Here is a 14,930-nt window from a genome sequence, read left to right as displayed (position 1 = left end):
AGGCGCATAGTGCAGAAGGTGCCTGGGGATTATCTTGAATCCTGGGTCAGCTTAGGTACAATGCGCGCATGCTTTCCGAATTCGATCTCATCAAGCGCTACTTTGCGCAGCACAGTATTCAAGACAGCCGCGTCGCCCTCGGCATAGGGGATGATTGCGCCCTGCTCAACCCCAGCCCCGGCATGCAAATGGCTATTTCCAGTGACATGCTGGTGTCTGGCCGACATTTTTTCCCGGATGCTGACCCGTACAAGCTGGGCCATAAATGCCTGGCGGTGAATTTGTCTGACCTGGCCGCCATGGGCGCTGCGCCATTGGGATTTACCCTGGCACTGTCACTACCAGAAGCCAATCCTGAATGGCTGGCAGAATTTTCACGCGGCTTGCTGGCGCTGGCTGATGAGCATCATTGCCACCTGATAGGCGGCGACACCACCAAGGGCCCACTGAATATCTGCATCACGATTTTTGGTGAGCTGCCACCTGGCACTGCACTGCGCCGCGATGCAGCCAAAGTTGGAGATGATATCTGGGTATCTGGCACGCTCGGTGACGCCCGCCTGGCTTTGGCAGGCTACTGGAATGAAGTCACACTCGGCGAGTCTGATCATCAATTGGCAGCAACACGCATGCATCAGCCCAGCCCGCGTATTGCACTGGGCATGGCCTTGCGTGGCATAGCGCATGCGGCGCTGGATATTTCGGATGGTCTGGCTGGTGATCTCGGCCACATCCTGGAAAAGTCACAAGTCGGTGCCACCCTGTTGATCGACCAGTTGCCAGCTGGCCCGGTCTTGCAAACGCAGCCTCAGGAATTGCGCAGGCAATTTACACTGAATGGTGGTGATGATTATGAGCTATGTTTTACGGCTCCCGCCAACAACAGGCAACAAGTCATCGCCGCAGCTACAAAATCGCACACTGCGGTTACGCGCATAGGCCAGATAGAAGCAAATGCTGGCTTGCGCCTGCTTGATAACGATGGCAAACCAGTGAATCTGCAATATAAATCCTTCGATCACTTTGTGAATCCATGAGCACTTTAGAAAACGGCCAGACAGCGATCATCACCCACCCTGGCTGGCGCTTCATGCTGCGTCACCCCGCCCATATTTTGGCCCAGGGTTTTGGCAGCGGCTTGTCACCCATCATGCCCGGCACCTCAGGCACTCTGTTCGCATGGCTGAGTTTTTATGTTTTATCCAGCCGCTGGCCTGAGGTATTCACAACCATTAATTGGTTTGCCATCATTGTCATTGGCTTTGCTATTGGTGTCTGGGCTTGCCATGTCACCGGTAAAAACATGGGGGTCGCTGATCATGGCAGCATGGTGTGGGATGAGATCATCGCCTTTTGGCTGGTGCTGTTATTCATCGTGCCTGCTGACTGGCAAACCCAGCTATGGGCATTTATTGGATTCCGGTTTTTTGACATGGTCAAGCCGCCACCGATAGGCTATTTTGACCGCCGCTTCAAAGGTGGCTTTGGTGTCATGTGGGATGACATTGTGGCGGCTTTCTTTTGTCTGCTGAGTTTTGCACTCTGGCGTAGCTTCTGAAACATTTTGATGCCATATTTCCTGCATTGAGGATTTCGTCAAATTACTGAAGAAACCCATCCCCATCCCAGCCTTCCCCTTGAAGGGGAAGGGGATTAAGGGGATTAAGGTGCTCATTTACCTCATTAGCAAATAAGCGTGTCAAAAAACTTACTCGTCCTTCACCCCATCTATCCCCAGTTCCTGAATCTTGCGGGTGATGGTATTCCTGCCTATGCCCAAACGTATCGCTGCATCATTCTTGCGGCCATGGGTATGGCGCAATGCGGCCTTGATCACAACGGATTCAAAGCAGCGACCCAGTTTGTCAATGACTTCTGACTGCCCCTCGGCCAGCATGGCTGTTGCCTCAGCTTCCAGCAAAGAAACCCAGCTTTCACCACTTCGATACACCGGTTTCTCGGGGTAGGTGCTGCCATTCATTGGGGTAAGCGTGCCTGGCAGATGCTCAGGGTTACGGCCATGCATTTCACCTACGTTGCCAACAGGCGCAACATGGGCTGCGCTTGCCGTACCTGGTACCAGATCTTGTGGCAGATCTGGCACTTCCACAGTCTGGCCTGGTGCCATGACGGTGATCCAGTTACACAGGTTTTCCAATTGGCGCACATTCCCCGGAAAATCCAGGCTGGACAAAAATTGCAATGCCGGTTCCGACATACGCTTGACATCCACACCCAGTTGCTTGGCACTCTGGTTCAGGAAGTATTTCGTCAGTAATGGGATATCTTCACGGCGCTCGCGCAAGCTCGGCAAGCGCAGGCGGATAACATTCAGGCGATGATACAAGTCTTCACGAAACAAGCCATCTTTAACGCGGGTTTCAAGATTCTGGTGTGTCGCGGCGATCACACGTACATTCGCTTTCATGGGCTGGTGACCGCCAACGCGATAAAAATGGCCGTCTGACAAAACCCGCAACAAGCGAGTTTGCAAATCAAAAGGCATATCACCAATTTCATCCAGGAACAGCGTGCCGCCCTCAGCCTGTTCAAAACGGCCACGGCGCGTGGTTTGCGCACCAGTAAAGGCGCCACGCTCATGACCAAACAATTCAGACTCCAGCAAGTCCTTGGGAATCGCTGCGGTATTCAAGGCAATAAAAGGCTGGGATGCACGCGGGCTGTGCTTGTGCAAGGCGCGCGCCACCAGTTCTTTACCACTGCCAGACTCACCAGTGATCAGTACCGTCACATTCGATTGCGACAACCTGCCTATGGCGCGAAACACGTCCTGCATTGCCGGTGCCTGGCCCAATATCTCTGGAGTTTCTGAAATACTTTGTTCTACACTGGATTCACGCAGACTTTCATCCAGCGCGCGACGTATCAGCTCAACGGCTTTGTCGAGATCAAATGGCTTGGCCAGGTATTCAAAGGCCCCGCCCTGAAAAGCTGCCACCGCAGATTCAAGGTCAGAAAACGCCGTCATGATAATCACAGGCAAGCCTGGGTATTTGGCTTTGACGGTTTGCAAGAGTTCAAGGCCGGATGCGCCGTGCATGCGTATGTCCGACACCAGCACTTGCGGCGTATCGCTTTGCAAGGCATTCATCGCATCTCTTGCATTGGTGAAGCTGCGGGTTGCCAGATTTTCTCTCGCCAGTGCTTTTTCCAGCACCCAGCGAATTGAATCGTCGTCGTCCACTATCCAGATTGGTTTCATATTGTCGTTTTGCAGTCTGTGTTAAGCATATCGATAGAAGGAGCACTTTTGGTGCCGCCGCTTTGCCACACCCTTATTTAAGGTAGTGGTATCAGTATCCGGAAATCCGTACATCCTGGCCGGCTCTCACATTCGATGACACCCAAGTGTTGCTCAACGAAAGTTTGCGCCAGCGTCAATCCCAAACCGCTACCGCCTTCTTTTCCTGATACCAGGGGATAGAAAATACGGTTGCGAATCTCGGGTGGGATGCCCGGACCGTTATCGATGATATGCAAGTCTAATGCCAGCCTGTAACGAACCTTGGCCAAAGTGATCTGGCGCACCACGCGTGACTTGAATGTCAGCACCGCATCACCCTGCCTGATACGCTCACTCAATGCCTGCGCGGCATTGTGGGCAATGTTCAACACAGTCTGGATAAGCTGTTCTTTGTCACCCCGAAACTCAGGTATCGATAAATCATAGTCACGACTGATCGTCAGCCCCTGCGGGAACTCGGCAACGATGAGGCTGCGTACACGTTCACACACTTCATGGATATTCACGTCGCCAACAATATGTGGCAAACGATGTGGTGCCAGCAATCGATCGACCAGGGTCTGCAACCTGTCAGCCTCCTTGATGATGACCTGGGTGTACTCACGCAATTCACGCAAGTGCCGCTCGGGCAATTCCAGCTCCAGCAATTGGGCTGCTCCCCGTATGCCACCCAGCGGATTCTTGATTTCATGCGCCAGATTGCGTATCAATTCCTTGTTGGCCTTGCTCTGATCAAGCATGCGCTCTTCCCTGTCAAGCTTGAGTTGCTGTACGTTTTCACGCAACTCTATCAGCACTGGTGTATCAGGATTATCGAGTGCAGTGACGATGCTGTGCACGTGCAAGGGGTCGCGCCCTGCCCGCTCCAGCGTCAGGTCCTGGCGCTTGTCAGCAAACTGATGAGCTACTGCCTGATGAAAGACTGCAGTCAGTTCCTGCCCATTCAGGAACAGGTCTGTCAGCTTCAGATGTGTGAGTGACTTGAAAGAAGAATCAAGCAGGTTTTCAGCAGCAGCATTGGCAAATAAAATGCTGCCTTCAGCATCCAGCACAATGACCGCGGATGTCAGCAGGTCAAGTCCGGCAAATGAGGTAAGTGGAGTTTTCAAAACTTGTCCATAAAAAAAGGCCGCATAGAGCGACCTTTACGCAAGCATCATGCCCGGAAGCACTTTTGCCGTTCACACTGGCAACTTATTTTGCATTGGCAATTTCACGTTTCAGTGCTTCTATGTTTTTTTCGGTGCGGCTGATGTCTTCTTTCATCAAATTGGTGCGTTCCTGATATTTGGCGAAATTTCTTTCATCGCCACGACGCTCAGGCTCACCATTATTGTATTCTTTCTTGATATTCGCCAGTTTTTGCTCTTCCGTCTTCAATTCGTCTTGCAAAATCTGTTTGCGGTCAGAATCCCTGGCTTTTTGCGTACTGTCATCTACCTTGGGGAAATCACTAGGGCTGCTGGCGGGTTTGCCTTGCGGTTTTTTGGCAGGCGCTGGCAATACAGGTGCAGGCAAAACGGTCAGGCCTTGCAGATCCACTTTCTTGCAACCTTTGACGGCGCCGGTGTTCTTGTATTCTTTTTTGCCATTATCATCGACGCACAGATACACCTCAGCCTGTGCATGCGCATAGGCGTGCACACCAATAAAGAGAAGCAATCCTGACAAGAGTCGGTTCATAAATAAGCAATATTCATTGATAGACTGTAAGTGTATGTCATGCAGCCGTGCAACACAATTACGAACAAATTAGCATTTGTAACAAAAAAAGCGGGGTTACCCCCGCTTTTTTGCGTTTTTACTCAGATTACAGAGAGTAATACATATCGAATTCAACAGGGTGAGTTGTCATGCGGAAGCGTTGTACTTCTTGCATTTTCAAATCAATGTAAGCATCGATCATGCTGTCGCTGAATACGCCACCGCGTGTCAGGAACTCGCGGTCTTTGTTCAATGCATCCAGCGCTTCTTCCAGAGATGCACACACTGTTGGGATCAATGCATCTTCTTCTGGTGGCAAATGGTACAGATCTTTGCTGGCAGCTTCGCCAGGATGGATCTTGTTCTGTACGCCGTCCAGACCTGCCATCATCAGTGCAGAGAAGCACAGGTATGGGTTCGCCAGTGGATCAGGGAAACGTGTTTCGATACGACGGCCTTTTGGATTGGCAACGTAAGGAATACGGATGGAAGCAGAACGGTTACGTGCAGAGTAAGCCAGTTTCACTGGAGCTTCATAACCTGGAACCAGACGTTTGTAAGAGTTGGTACCTGGATTAGTGATCGCGTTCAATGCTTTAGCATGCTTGATGATACCGCCGATGTAGTACAGGGCAAAATCAGACAAACCAGCATAGCCGTCGCCAGCAAACAGGTTTTTGCCATCTTTCCAGATGGATTGATGCACGTGCATGCCAGAACCGTTGTCGCCAACGATAGGTTTAGGCATGAAAGTCGCTGTCTTACCATACGTGTGGGCTACATTCCAGACCACATATTTCAGGTTTTGAGTCCAGTCAGCGCGCTCTACCAGGGTAGAGAACTTTGTGCCGATTTCGTTTTGACCAGCGCCAGCCACTTCATGGTGATGCACTTCAACCGGGATACCCAGGGATTCCAGGATCAGACACATTTCAGAGCGCATGTCCTGGAAGCTGTCAACTGGAGGAACCGGGAAGTAACCACCTTTCACCGTTGGACGGTGGCCAGTATTGCCGCCTTCCAGTTTTTCGCCTGTAGTCCAGGAGGCTTCGTCAGAATCAATCTTGACGAAACAGCCAGACATGTCCACTTTCCAGCGTACGCTGTCAAAAATGAAGAATTCTGGTTCTGGGCCAAAGTAAGCTGTATCACCAATGCCTGAGGATTTCAAATAAGCTTCAGCACGTTTCGCGATGGAACGTGGGTCACGGTCGTAACCTTTGCCGTCAGATGGCTCGATGACGTCACATTGCATGAACAATGTGGTTTCTTCGAAGAATGGATCAATGTTGGCAGTATTAGGATCAGGCATCAACAACATGTCGGATGCTTCAATGCCTTTCCAGCCAGCGATGGACGAGCCGTCGAATGCGTGGCCAGATTCGAATTTATCGATGTCGAACTGGGAAATTGGAACAGTTACGTGCTGTTCTTTGCCTCGGGTATCAGCAAAGCGAAAATCAACGAATTTGACTTCGTTATCTTTCGCCATTTTCAAGACTTCTGCGGCTGTCATTGCCATGTGAAACTCCTCTGAGAGCTAAAAATAAATTCGGAAATTGCCGAGCCCTGCGCCTGCCAGTTATGTGCAATTTTGACCAACAGACAAACCTTGCCTTATTGTTCTTACAACAGCATTTTCGCTTGGCGGCTAAACTCAGTGGGGATAATAGCAGAAACCGTGCCATCATCCAGATCAGTCATATATAAATTCTAAATTTGTTAAATGCTTGTTTTTGTGGCGTTTTCTCTGACAAAAACACAGCACCTTGGCATTATACAAACTCCATGAACGCACCAAAATAACGCAAAACAAATTTAAATAACTATTTTGGTGCAATTTTAAGTCCATCGAATCAAATTGCATTATTTTAGTGCAAGCCAAGAGTCGATTGCATCGCGCCTATTGAACACTTGCAATTGAAGCAATTAAGCGAAATACTCAATTGGCAATATTGACCAAAATCAACATTGATTGGTATTTCTCTATATGCGACTCACTCTCATTTAGACTGTGATGGTATTTCAGGCGGCGATGCCCCTGCCTGCAACTTAAACAGTTATGAACCAGTGCACGGGCGTTCGCTCCCACACCCAAATCTCATTATGTCGCCTCACCCTTACCTACGCAAACCTATGTTGTTTGCCCTGCTCACCTTTGCGCTGACAATGTTGGCAAGCGCCGCCATCATCGTCAAACTGGACGAAGGTTCAAAGCAGGAAGAACGCCGGCTCGCATACGATCTGGCGCGCTCACAAGCGGTCAACCTGCAAAACAATATGTATAGCGCGTTATCAGCAAGCTATGCGCTTGCTGCCATGGTTGCCGACGGCAATGGCAGGGTCAGGCACTTTGGACGTTTTGCCGACAAGATACTGCAGTATCATCCACAAATTGCCGCTTTGTATCTTGCTCCAGACGGCGTCACCAGCGAAGTCGCGCCAGTAGAATGGAGCAATAAAGGGCTGGGCATAGACTTGCTGGCCGATCCCATACGCAAAGCAGAAGCACAACTCGCCAAGGACAGCCATCACTTGACACTTGCGGGGCCACTCCCCCTCACCAATGGCAGCACCGGCATCATAGCCCGCCTGCCCGTCTATCTTGAGGACCCCATAGACGCAAACAAAGCGCCTCAATTCTGGGGCCTGATCTCGGCTGCCATTGATTTAAAGACACTGCTTGCCGACACCGGCTTATCAAAACTAAGCGAACGGGGTTATGACTATGAGTTATCTCGCGTTCACCCAGATACACGCGCAAGGCAAGTCATAGAAAAATCTGCCGGATTTGCAACGACGAATTACCTCAGCTATGCGATCAAATTACCAAATGCAGAATGGACACTGGAGCTGACACCTAAAAATTCTATCATCCAGAACAAACCCCGACTGCTCTACAACAGCGTCGGGCTTTTGTTTAGCTTCATGTTGGCTTGTCTGGTAAAACTCTTGCTTGAAGCACGCGAACAAAGAAAGAACCTGAAAAAAATCGTCAGCAAAAGAACTGCAGAATTGGCGCAGCGCGAAACCGACTTGCACCATGCCCAGATTATTTCAAAAACAGGCAACTGGAGCATAGGCAATAATGCAGAAGAGTGGCGCTATTCAGACGAGGCACGACGCATACTTGGTTACGCCAATGGCAGCAGAATCGATTGCGCCAGCCTCATGCAACGCATCCATCCAGACGACATTCATGCGGTGAAGATTTTTTGGAGCCAGGTGCAAGCAGGCAAAGATGCAGGCATAGAACACCGTATCATTATTGACGGCGAAGTGCGCTGGCTACATTCACAATATGATGCGCAGAGCGCCAGGCACATGGGTACGGTGCAAGACATCACCGAACGCAAACATGTAGAAGAAGACTTACGCATCGCCGCCATCGCCTTTGAAGCACAAGAAGGCATGGTCATTACTGATGAGCGCCGCAGTATCGTGCGCGTCAACCAGGCATTTACCCGCATCACGGGCTATAGCCGCGAAGAAGCACTCGGCAAACAGACCAGCTTGCTCAAGTCTGGCCTGCATGGGGCCAGCTATTATGAAGAAATGGGCAAGCAGCTTGACGCCAACGCCTATTGGCAAGGCGAAATCTGGAACCGCAGAAAAAACGGCGAAGTCTATCCAGAATGGCTGACCATCACTGCAGTCAAAAATGCCAGCGGCAAGGTTGTCAACTATGTCGCCACGATGCTCGACATCACCCAAAGAAAAGCCACCGAAGCCAAGCTTGAACACCTGGCCTACCATGATCCTTTAACCGGTCTGGCCAACCGCCGCCTGCTGATAGACCGGCTGCAACACAGCCTGCTCGCAAAGAGCCGCAGCAATCTGTATGGAGCAGTGCTATTCCTCGACCTTGATAATTTCAAGACCATCAATGACAGCAGTGGCCACGGCAAAGGCGACATGCTCTTGCAAGTTGCCGCAAAACGTCTCGCACACAGCATACGCAAGGGCGATACCCTGGCACGTTACGGCGGCGATGAATTTGTCTTGCTGCTCGAAGAACTCAGCGACAACGTCAGAGAAACCGCGATAGAAGTACAAATGATCGTCACCAAAATCCTGGCTGACCTGCGCGCCCCCTATGATTTAGAGCACAGTGAGTATCACAGCAGTGCCAGTATAGGTATCACCCTGTTTGACAAACAAAGTACCTCTGCCGAAGAACTGCTCAAGCAGGTAGAAGTCGCCATGTATGAGGCCAAGTCCAGTGGCGGCAATAACTTCCGCTTCTTTGACAAAGACATGCTCGACATCGTCAACACCCGCGCAGCACTGGAAGCAGACATGCGCCAGGGCCTGCAGCAAGAACAGTTCGTGCTGCACTACCAGCCACAAGTCAGCAGCACAGGCCAGGTCACCGGCGCAGAAGCCCTGGTACGCTGGCAACATCCCCACAAGGGGCTGGTACCGCCGTCAGACTTCATTCCACTGGCAGAAGAGTCAGGCCTCATCCTCAGCCTGGGGGCATGGATATTAAAAACCGCCTGCGCCAAACTGGCAGAATGGCAAAACAATGACGACACAAAAAACCGCACCCTGGCCGTCAATGTCAGCGCACGCCAATTCAGGCAAAACGACTTTGTCTCACTGGTACTCGACAACATCAGGCACTACCAGATCGACGCCAGCAAACTCAAACTGGAACTGACCGAAAGCCTGCTCGTCGATAATGTAGAAGAAACCATAGACAAGATGAACCAGCTCAAAGCCAGAGGTGTAGGCTTTTCACTCGATGACTTTGGCACCGGCTACTCATCTCTGTCTTATCTCAAACGCCTGCCGCTGGACCAGCTCAAGATAGACCAGTCCTTTGTACGCGACATCCTCAATAATAACAATGACGCAGTCATCACCAGAACCATCATCGCCCTCGGCCAAAGCCTGGGTCTGGCTGTGATTGCCGAAGGCGTGGAAACTGCTGACCAGCGCGACTTCCTGCTTCAGCAGGGCTGTCTTTCCTATCAAGGTTATCTGTATGGCAAACCCAGTGCCAATTTAATATAAACTAGCAGGCACATCAGCACTACCTTTTTTGCAATCACTATTTTCAATCAAGGAAACACCATGTCCACAGATCAAACCCTGCAAGCAGCACGCCAGCGCGGCCAGGAACAGGCCCTGCCCTACGCTGGCGCAGTCACCCCACAGGAAGCCTTTATTCTGCTGCAAAATGACAGCAAGATATTACTCGTTGATGTGCGCACCAATGCCGAGCGCGACTGGGTAGGCAGGGTCAATATCAACGAAGCCCAACACCTGGCCGTGCAATGGAGCCTCTACCCAGGCGGCACACCCAACCCCGACTTTCTCGCACAACTGCAAGCCAGCGTGACAGACAAGGACAGCGTCATCCTCTTCCTCTGCCGCTCCGGCGTACGCTCACGCCACGGCGCCAAGCTGGCGACAGAGAACGGCTACAACAATTGCTACGACATCCTGCAAGGTTTTGAAGGCGACAAGGACCAACAAGGCCACAGGAAAACCGTAGGCGGCTGGTGCCAAAACAACCTGCCATGGCTGGGAGCCTGACTTAATCCATAGCAAGATTTACAAAAACCAAGAAAAAAGCTTCCATAATGAAGTTTGCTTTGCTAGAATAGCGGACTTCGCTGTTACGGCAAGTTTTAGCGAAAGCAGGAGAGGTGGATGAGTGGTTTAAGTCACACGCCTGGAAAGCGTGCGTAGGTTTATCCCTACCGGGGGTTCGAATCCCCCCTTCTCCGCCATGAATATGAAAGCCCTTGGATGATTCCAAGGGCTTTTTGTTTGGACTCACTCTAAGATCGCCAGCGATTAACCCGTACCCACCCTACGCACCTCGCAAGCAACGCAAAACCGTCCAGACAAACAAGGGCTCATCAAAAAGCTGAATCTAAAAGCAGTTGAAAACTGCCTAAATCGTTAGCCTCGTCTAATTGGCATTGTAAGTGGCGATCGCCGTTCGAAAATGGGCATTCGGCGTCTCAAAGCATAAATTACTAAGGTCGCCAGAACCGCCAAGCATTGGGCTCACTATGGGGGCGTAATGCATTCCAGTTTTCAATGGACCTAGCATTTTGATCGCTGCATCAAAGCGTTGCTCATCCAAAAGGGCATATCTATCGCTTAATACGTGGTCAAAAAGCTCTGTCCCATTCTCTGCAACTGTAAAAGCATCAAAGGTGCCTACACAAAAAAGCACATACACAACACGTTCGCCATCCCATCTGAAACCCAACTGATCACCGAAGCAAGTTTCTGCAAAAAAAATTGGCCCTCCCTGCTGTGGTGTTGGATATACGGCGCGCCAAAAGTCTTTTTTGTTCTAATCCTGAAATGAGTCTCTTGGCTGTGAAGTTATGCAGTCCCCGAAAACATATAAAACTCTGTCTCCCAGGTATCCTGCACCGACACGGCCCCAAAAAGCGATGACTTCCACTGGTACGTGCGCACAGAGCTCTGTCTCTACAAATTTAACAAGTCCAGGTACATCAGTAGTATTTTTTACGTTCCCCTCAGAAGGGAATGCTATAGAAAAATTCTCAAACATAATTGTCCATACTTAAAACCATTTTAATTTTTTAAACGGCGAAACATCGCAAAAACTTCTACAGCTCAAGATCGAACACGCGCCCTTCATCTTCCACGATTCTTGCCATTGAGATTTTTTCCAGCGTAAATTCAGCTTCTTCATGTTCTTGACGGACTATTCCTCTAAGTGAAGCTTTGTTCACATACGAGTAGCAATTGCCACATAAGGGAAACATCGTGCTTTTAAGCACTGTTACGAAATTCTCGTCAAGAATCTTGAATACTTTCCCTCCGATTTTGCGAAAGTGTTCATCCATATGTTCATCACGACTATAAAGCAATATTTCCTCGACATCCTTCCCGCCTTCAATTAAAAAAGGTTTCAGATCCCGCCCATCAAATCCAACAAAAGTACCTTCCAGCAAAACTTCTTTTTCTGGGATGATATTTTCCGAAGACATTTCTTTATCCCCTATTAACGAGTAACTGCAACTATAATTGACCAAATTGAAAAATTAAAACACATCTGACACCTAATAACCATGTCCAGCGCAGTTAATGAAGCCCAAAGGGTGCTAGCCGAAAACTCAAGGGTCTTATTTGGTTTTTTTGGCGTAATAGAAAACTCTGGGATTTTTCCTCCAAGAGATTTTCTAAACGAGTTCTTGTTAGTCGGTTACGATCCGTGTGATCAAGACCAGAGAATGGGAACTTGGTCTCCTTTCAGGCTTACCCACGAAGAATATGCCCAAATCAAAGACTGGTGGCTTCAATTCCATCCAGGCGCACGCGAGGATTCGCTCGGGGAGTCTAGTTGGGAGGACTGGGCTACCGCGCTACTGGAGCGTCTCGATTGAAATTAAAAAACCACCCTTAAATTTCTCGGCACACGCCTCAAATGGCAGTCAAGACCTGCGCCGCCAACAACAAACCCGCATCCAGGAACAACAAAACCCGGACGGCACGCCCTATGCACCACGCAAGCAACGCAAAAATATCAGGGGCAAACAAGCCCGCATCAAAAAGCAAAAAGCCAGCATGTTCAACAAACTGCGCACAAACCCACCTCAAAACAAAGGCAGACGGTAACGGGCTGGAAGTGGGGTTCTATGGCCACTTAGCCCGTTATGCGCGACATAACAGATTGATAAAAGTATCATCACGGTTTCCACAGAAAACGAAACCCCTGCTTTTGCGTTTTCGATTACTTGAACATTTCTAAAATTTAAATACCTTATACGACATGATCGAAATCATCCCAATTCGCACTGTTGACGAAGCTCTCGCGCTCGTCGCAGCCTTCGATGGTTTCCCCAAAGATTTTACGCTGGCCGTTCACCAATCGCTACTTGACCCCATCGGCATAAACATGGCGTTGATCACCGATAGAATCCTCGCAAGAGGCTGGTTGCCAGATGGATTTGAACAGCGTGCTGATCACAGGTTATATCGCTACAGGGAATTTGCGTAGACAGCTAATCCAACCACCCGCTGTATAGCTGGTCACTCTCGCCCAGGACCTGAGGCTTGCGTCGAGTATTACAAACTTGATACTGGTGAGAATGACCCAAGTTCAAATTTAGAAATGATTAGAAACTGGAAGAGCGTCATTGCCGATTTAACCGTAGTCTATCAACAATCTAGGTAGCCAACACAGGTGAGGATAGCGCCCCAAATTTGCACCTATCCAGGCTGGTAGGCAAATTCAAAATCCTGCCAGCGAATGCAGTTCTTATGGGGGTGTAGTTTTTGCTGCATTGATTGCGTTTGTTGACGGCAATGCCATACTTGTGGAAAATATCCTCTACGGCACCGCGATTCTTAATGTCCTGTAGTCTTTGCCCGGTTTTAATCATGACGCCTGTTCAAAGTCCGACGTGCCGGAAGATTCACTACTCTGAGCGACCATCGCAAAAAAAACGGTACTTCTGGAGCGAAAACCCGCATAGGTACGAATGGCTACGCGTATTCGTACGCATGTTACCGCAAAATATCTCTCCTCTCGCGCATGCGAAAACGCCGCTGAGTTACTAAACCCCATAGCACCGCCCTCCCAATGTACTTGGCTAGCCCGGTCACGTCGGAAATCTGTGTCCGTTATTGATATTGATACAATGCGGCATTGAGCCAAAAAAAATTGGCAGCCACACCAGGATAAATATGACCTCAACCGTCGTTTTCGACATCACTCAAGCGAGTTGGCAGTCCAATATAAATTGGACGCCTGTTGCTTTCTATGTAGTACTAGGCAGCATTAAACTTGTTAGTAACATGTTGCGTAAGCAAAAAGTATCGACCGAACACGCTTTCAGCAGGTTCTATGACAAGCTAAACCGTGCCCTGCCATTCATTATATTTGCCTTAGGTTTAGCTGTCGCAGCGACGTATGCCAGGAGAGCCCATGCAGATTATGCAGAGCTCCGTTCGGCCTATGAAAAAGGGCAATGTGAAATAACCGATGGAACAATCGAGCATTTCGTCCCTGGTAAAAGTACGAAATATGAATCGGTAGAATCTTTCGAAATCGGCACTGAGAATTTCGCTTACCCAAGTCCCGGCAACACTGCAGGCTATAAGACAACTACTGCAGACGGAGGTCAAATGAAAAATGGCTTGCATGTGCGTATCCACCGCTGCGAGGGTGACATAGCGCGAATTGAGATTATTGATGACGTGAACCCCAAAAACTAAGCTACATAGATGTGAATAACCCTGTATATTCGCACGGATACTGCAGGCAGCATTACACAGATCGCCCACAATGCAATATCCCAAGCTTGCAGGCAGGACAAGGCTGGCCTTCTTCAAATTCAATCACAATAGATTCAATTGTTGCGCACTTGATGCAAGTCAGGTCTGGCAGGTAGCGGCCATCGCGCAATTCTGACTCAAACAAAACATGCTGCCCTGTACCCTTGCAGTTCCAGACCTTTGGCACTTTCTTTTTCGCCTGTCGCCGCGTCTGTTCTTGCTGCACGCAAGTGCTTAATTCGAGCAATTCAGCTTCGCCTGGCCCCCTGGGGCTCTCGGTCGGGAAGATATAGGGCTGCTGACATTCAGTACAGACTGCGTCGAAAAACCCCAGCATCCCGTGAGCGAATCCGCGTATGTAATCACTGTGATTGCTTTGAAAGAAAAAATCACATGCATTGCAGGTTGTTACTTGCCCCCAGAGTGATCCCATTGTTTTTCCAAAAGTTTGATTATTTCGATATTCGTATTATGAACTTTGCTTGCAGTATGAAGGCTTATAATGATCAAAAGTATGCTTTCGAATAAGCATATATCGGTATAAGGCCGAGCCAAATTTCTTGACCGACAGCAATATTGGCTCTAGTATTTCCCACTGCACTAACAAAGCCAAGTATGCTCTGCTTCAAATAGCTTGAAGTATTTGCTACCCAGCTACCCAGCCGCTACATGGAATACCGCAACA

At 49.5% G+C, this 14,930-nt stretch carries 14 protein-coding genes and 1 tRNA gene; 8 read left to right on the top strand and 7 right to left on the bottom strand.

Going from position 1 to position 14,930, the window contains the following annotated elements; genetic code table 11:
• The first annotated feature begins 68 nt into the window (after window positions 1–68).
• Both thiL and UNDKW_RS09400 read left to right on the top strand, forming a co-directional pair.
• Complete coding sequence (gene thiL / locus UNDKW_RS09405; RefSeq protein WP_162058485.1) at window positions 69–1,037, top strand: thiamine-phosphate kinase; 969 nt, start codon at window positions 69–71, stop codon at window positions 1,035–1,037.
• Entirely contained in the window at window positions 1,034–1,558 is a 525-nt protein-coding gene (locus UNDKW_RS09400) for a phosphatidylglycerophosphatase A (RefSeq protein ID WP_232063320.1), read from the top strand. Before thiL ends, UNDKW_RS09400 begins: the two co-directional genes overlap by 4 nt.
• A gap of 150 nt (window positions 1,559–1,708) precedes the next feature.
• Here the strand turns inward: UNDKW_RS09400 and ntrC are convergent, their stop codons facing one another.
• From ntrC to glnA, 4 genes are all read right to left on the bottom strand, one after another.
• Window positions 1,709–3,223 carry a nitrogen regulation protein NR(I) gene (gene ntrC, locus UNDKW_RS09395; RefSeq protein WP_162040840.1) on the bottom strand — a complete coding sequence of 505 codons (1,515 nt, stop codon included), beginning with the start codon at window positions 3,221–3,223 and terminating at the stop codon, window positions 1,709–1,711.
• A 77-nt stretch (window positions 3,224–3,300) separates the two neighbouring features.
• Complete coding sequence (gene glnL, locus UNDKW_RS09390; protein ID WP_162058484.1) at window positions 3,301–4,374, bottom strand: nitrogen regulation protein NR(II); 1,074 nt, start codon at window positions 4,372–4,374, stop codon at window positions 3,301–3,303.
• 85 nt (window positions 4,375–4,459) lie between these two features.
• Window positions 4,460–4,948: a DUF4124 domain-containing protein gene (locus tag UNDKW_RS09385; protein ID WP_162058483.1), complete on the bottom strand. Its 489-nt coding sequence runs from the start codon at window positions 4,946–4,948 to the stop codon at window positions 4,460–4,462.
• Between the two features lie 127 nt (window positions 4,949–5,075).
• Complete coding sequence (glnA, locus tag UNDKW_RS09380; protein WP_162040837.1) at window positions 5,076–6,491, bottom strand: type I glutamate--ammonia ligase; 1,416 nt, start codon at window positions 6,489–6,491, stop codon at window positions 5,076–5,078.
• 584 nt (window positions 6,492–7,075) lie between these two features.
• Here glnA and UNDKW_RS09375 point away from each other — a divergent pair.
• The 3 genes from UNDKW_RS09375 (at window position 7,076) to UNDKW_RS09365 (ending at window position 10,710) form a co-directional block, all read left to right on the top strand.
• Window positions 7,076–9,988, top strand: a complete 2,913-nt coding sequence (locus tag UNDKW_RS09375; RefSeq protein WP_162058482.1) for an EAL domain-containing protein — start codon at window positions 7,076–7,078, stop codon at window positions 9,986–9,988.
• Window positions 9,989–10,048: 60 nt separating this feature from the next.
• Window positions 10,049–10,513 (top strand): rhodanese-like domain-containing protein, encoded by a 465-nt coding sequence (locus UNDKW_RS09370; RefSeq protein ID WP_162058481.1) that lies wholly within the window; start codon window positions 10,049–10,051, stop codon window positions 10,511–10,513.
• A 107-nt stretch (window positions 10,514–10,620) separates the two neighbouring features.
• Window positions 10,621–10,710: transfer RNA gene (locus UNDKW_RS09365), tRNA-Ser, on the top strand.
• Window positions 10,711–10,895: 185 nt separating this feature from the next.
• Here UNDKW_RS09365 and UNDKW_RS09360 read toward each other — a convergent pair.
• Both UNDKW_RS09360 and UNDKW_RS09355 read right to left on the bottom strand, forming a co-directional pair.
• On the bottom strand, window positions 10,896–11,201 hold the full coding sequence (locus UNDKW_RS09360; RefSeq protein ID WP_162058480.1) for a hypothetical protein: 306 nt from the start codon (window positions 11,199–11,201) through the stop codon (window positions 10,896–10,898).
• Window positions 11,202–11,571: 370 nt separating this feature from the next.
• Entirely contained in the window at window positions 11,572–11,955 is a 384-nt protein-coding gene (locus UNDKW_RS09355) for a hypothetical protein (RefSeq protein WP_162058479.1), read from the bottom strand.
• 283 nt (window positions 11,956–12,238) lie between these two features.
• Here UNDKW_RS09355 and UNDKW_RS09350 point away from each other — a divergent pair, with 283 nt between their 5' ends.
• The 3 genes from UNDKW_RS09350 to UNDKW_RS09340 all read left to right on the top strand — a co-directional run bounded on the left by UNDKW_RS09350 (window position 12,239) and on the right by UNDKW_RS09340 (window position 14,185).
• Window positions 12,239–12,583, top strand: a complete 345-nt coding sequence (locus tag UNDKW_RS09350) for a phage virion morphogenesis protein (protein ID WP_162058478.1) — start codon at window positions 12,239–12,241, stop codon at window positions 12,581–12,583.
• Window positions 12,584–12,737: 154 nt separating this feature from the next.
• Window positions 12,738–12,965 (top strand): hypothetical protein, encoded by a 228-nt coding sequence (locus tag UNDKW_RS09345; RefSeq protein WP_197893128.1) that lies wholly within the window; start codon window positions 12,738–12,740, stop codon window positions 12,963–12,965.
• 689 nt (window positions 12,966–13,654) lie between these two features.
• On the top strand, window positions 13,655–14,185 hold the full coding sequence (locus UNDKW_RS09340; protein WP_162058477.1) for a hypothetical protein: 531 nt from the start codon (window positions 13,655–13,657) through the stop codon (window positions 14,183–14,185).
• 52 nt (window positions 14,186–14,237) lie between these two features.
• Here the strand turns inward: UNDKW_RS09340 and UNDKW_RS09335 are convergent, their stop codons facing one another.
• Entirely contained in the window at window positions 14,238–14,678 is a 441-nt protein-coding gene (locus UNDKW_RS09335) for a hypothetical protein (RefSeq protein ID WP_162058476.1), read from the bottom strand.
• Window positions 14,679–14,930: the final 252 nt, after the last annotated feature.

It is taken from the genome of Undibacterium sp. KW1 (assembly GCF_009937955.1).
Classification (GTDB): domain Bacteria; phylum Pseudomonadota; class Gammaproteobacteria; order Burkholderiales; family Burkholderiaceae_D; genus Undibacterium.
The sequence above is the reverse complement of the archived record's forward strand: the minus strand, read 5'-3'. Positions and strand labels throughout refer to the sequence as shown.

Excerpts from the sequence above, each read along its gene's own strand:
- thiL (WP_162058485.1), top strand. The coding sequence starts at position 69 with ATGCTTTCCGAATTCGATCTCATCAAGCGCTACTTTGCGCAGCACAGT.
- UNDKW_RS09400 (WP_232063320.1), top strand. The coding sequence starts at position 1,034 with ATGAGCACTTTAGAAAACGGCCAGACAGCGATCATCACCCACCCTGGC.
- ntrC (WP_162040840.1), bottom strand. The coding sequence starts at position 3,223 with ATGAAACCAATCTGGATAGTGGACGACGACGATTCAATTCGCTGGGTG.
- UNDKW_RS09385 (WP_162058483.1), bottom strand. The coding sequence starts at position 4,948 with ATGAACCGACTCTTGTCAGGATTGCTTCTCTTTATTGGTGTGCACGCC.
- glnA (WP_162040837.1), bottom strand. The coding sequence starts at position 6,491 with ATGGCAATGACAGCCGCAGAAGTCTTGAAAATGGCGAAAGATAACGAA.
- UNDKW_RS09375 (WP_162058482.1), top strand. The coding sequence starts at position 7,076 with ATGTCGCCTCACCCTTACCTACGCAAACCTATGTTGTTTGCCCTGCTC.
- UNDKW_RS09370 (WP_162058481.1), top strand. The coding sequence starts at position 10,049 with ATGTCCACAGATCAAACCCTGCAAGCAGCACGCCAGCGCGGCCAGGAA.
- UNDKW_RS09355 (WP_162058479.1), bottom strand. The coding sequence starts at position 11,955 with ATGTCTTCGGAAAATATCATCCCAGAAAAAGAAGTTTTGCTGGAAGGT.
- UNDKW_RS09350 (WP_162058478.1), top strand. The coding sequence starts at position 12,239 with ATGCCCAAATCAAAGACTGGTGGCTTCAATTCCATCCAGGCGCACGCG.
- UNDKW_RS09345 (WP_197893128.1), top strand. The coding sequence starts at position 12,738 with ATGATCGAAATCATCCCAATTCGCACTGTTGACGAAGCTCTCGCGCTC.
- UNDKW_RS09340 (WP_162058477.1), top strand. The coding sequence starts at position 13,655 with ATGACCTCAACCGTCGTTTTCGACATCACTCAAGCGAGTTGGCAGTCC.
- UNDKW_RS09335 (WP_162058476.1), bottom strand. The coding sequence starts at position 14,678 with ATGGGATCACTCTGGGGGCAAGTAACAACCTGCAATGCATGTGATTTT.